The organism is Lysinibacillus sp. CNPSo 3705, from assembly GCF_028674935.1.
In the GTDB taxonomy this organism is placed as follows: Bacteria; Bacillota; Bacilli; order Bacillales_A; family Planococcaceae; genus Lysinibacillus.
In genome coordinates, this window is the sequence record NZ_JAQZSD010000142.1 from 1 (window position 1) to 2,558 (window position 2,558).

The window sequence follows — 2,558 nt, forward strand, 5'->3', positions numbered from 1 at the left end:
TCCTTAAATAATCCTCATCAAAATTATTTAACTCATCATATCTATCAATATGTTCAGACTTAACTTCGTCTCTTTCAAAGTTAATTAATATTTCGTCATTTATAATTTTTTGATCGTGAAAAGGTATATCTAAAGCAACTAATTCTTTAGCTGGTGGGGGATTAAATACATAAACCTTACCTGAATAATGTTGTAACATTCTTCCTGCTCGACCTTTTATATTTGAAAAATCAAAAAAGTCCATTTCATTCGGGCCTTTTTTACTATCAAATACAAAGACATTTTTTGCAGATGTATTTACCCCTTCTATTATTGTAGAAGTACAAAATAGCACATTTATTTTACCTTTGTTAAAATATTCAATCATGGAATGTACTAAATGTTTTGGAATAATTCCTGAATGAACTCCAATTTTATTTTTTATTAAATGATTAAATCCCCAACTTACATTTATATTTTCTTCAATCCACTCAGATACCGGTAAATATTGAGATTCCTCTAACAGTTCATTAGTATTTAAATATTCATAATATCCTTTTGCCAATTTATATGCCCGTTCAGGTGAAGAAACATAAACTATGGACTGTTCAAAATTAGTAGCATGCAATAACTCAAATAATTTTTCTTGTTTCTCTTTTTCTTGATTCCTTGGCCCGTTACTTTTATATTTTATATCTATATGTACAACTTCTGAATTAACCAAAGAATATTGAGTTTGATAAAATATTGCATTATACCCCTCTTGGAAACCTTCTGGTATAAGATCGATATTAGGTCCTATAAAATAAAAAATCGGATTGTTCTTTAATACTTTTTTTAAAGCAATATTCAATACATCAGACCTTTCGTCATCTCGTAAAGAACTTAATTTATAAAATTCATCCAGAATACAATACTCTATTTCCGGCAGTCCTTCATACTCCAAGACTCGTTCAGCTGTAAGTATAAAAATATTTTTTGTCCCCAAATTTTGAGACGTATTAACAATAATATTATATTCCTTACTAAATTTTCTCAGTTTAATTCTTGTTTCATTTATTAAGGCTAATGTCGGTTGTATTATTAAAATATTATTGTATTTATTTAAAGCTATTATCTCTTGTATTAATAAGCTCTTTCCAAAACTAGTTGGAGCACTAACAATTAGATTCCTGCCTTGTGATATTAGATCTGATAAATATTTTTGCTCTTTATGAAGGGTTATACCTTCTAAATTATTAGAAGCATGAAATGCACTTCTAATTTCAGATGTAATATCTAATTCATTAGTTTTCTCAACCATTCTTAGCAAATATGGATAAAAACCTGCGCTTTCAATCAAATCAATCCATATCTCTTTTGTAGACGTTTCAACCCTATCCCAAATTTCTAATACACTAATAATTATTTCGTTAGCTTGGTTTTGTTGTTTATCTTTGAGTTGTGATACATATTTAGCTAAACCAAAACTTTGTTCGAAATTTAAGTATTCTATCTCTGATAACTTTACTTGATCCCACTCCATCGTATTCACTCTCCTAAAGATTGAAGTTGCTTTAACTTCCGATGTAATAGTTTAATTAATTCTTGTTTACTTTCTAAAGGAACTAAAATTACAATAATATTTAAATGACTATTCCATGGATGATTAAATTTCTTTGTAACAAATCTCTGATTTAACCTTGTAATCTCGTCTATATAGACTTGTTCAAATTCTTCTTTGTTACTATATTTAGAAAAAACATTAGATTCAAATGCACAGAACATAGGTATTACAATATTGTCCAATTTATGAGATAACTTTGTGTATCTATTCAATAAACTTATCCAATAGTTTGGAGTTAATCCCGCTACTTCTAGATTTGTCTCTGTATCTTTGATTCTTTTTGAAATAATGTTAAACTCGCTTTCAAGATAGTTACCATTAAAATGTTCATTTAAATCATCTATTAATGCGTCTATTCCTCTATTTCCATCCTTATAAATCTTGGATTCACCTAACCACAATGTATTTTCTTCAGGATTTATATGTACTGAATCAAAACCATGTACAGCATGCCCATAAGAATCTTTAAAATATATTTTTGCTACTAATGGAATAGTATTAAAAAAATATTTTAAAATGAAATGGAGTATCAATTCACCAAACTCACCTCTTTTTAAATATTTGTCAGGTATGTCATCATCCAAAATCTCGTCATTTAAATATGTTTCAGCAGCTTTTTCATATGCGTCAATTTTATATATAGAATTCGCTGCATCTATTAATACCCGCAGTACATTCTCTTGTGAAATCATTATTTCTTGATGATAACCTAGAGCAAAATTTGGAATTTCTTCTGTTAAAAGTTGCACAAAGTCTTTAAGTAATTGATTCAAATCACCATTTTCATTAATGTCGAAATCAATAAAATATGAGTGTAAATTAGCTTCATTAACTTTACATGACAATATATTTGTTACTTCAATGACTCTACTCATTTGATTACCCTCTTTACAAGTATATTTAATTCCTTAATTTTATTATCTTTGATTAATAAAACACTACCCATTACACTAGTTATTAAGTTATACCATAC

General features: G+C 27.8%; 2 protein-coding genes. Both read right to left on the reverse strand.

The window, feature by feature from the left end; all coding sequences use genetic code 11:
- Positions 1 to 1,504: DEAD/DEAH box helicase (locus tag PVA17_RS24595; RefSeq protein WP_274069313.1), on the reverse strand; the 1,504-nt coding region annotated here is incomplete at its 3' end.
- Positions 1,505 to 1,509: 5 nt separating this feature from the next.
- The gene (locus PVA17_RS24600) at positions 1,510 to 2,460 is read right to left on the reverse strand and encodes a HamA C-terminal domain-containing protein (protein WP_274069314.1); all 951 of its coding nucleotides are present in this window, start codon (positions 2,458 to 2,460) and stop codon (positions 1,510 to 1,512) included.
- Positions 2,461 to 2,558 lie beyond the last annotated feature (98 nt).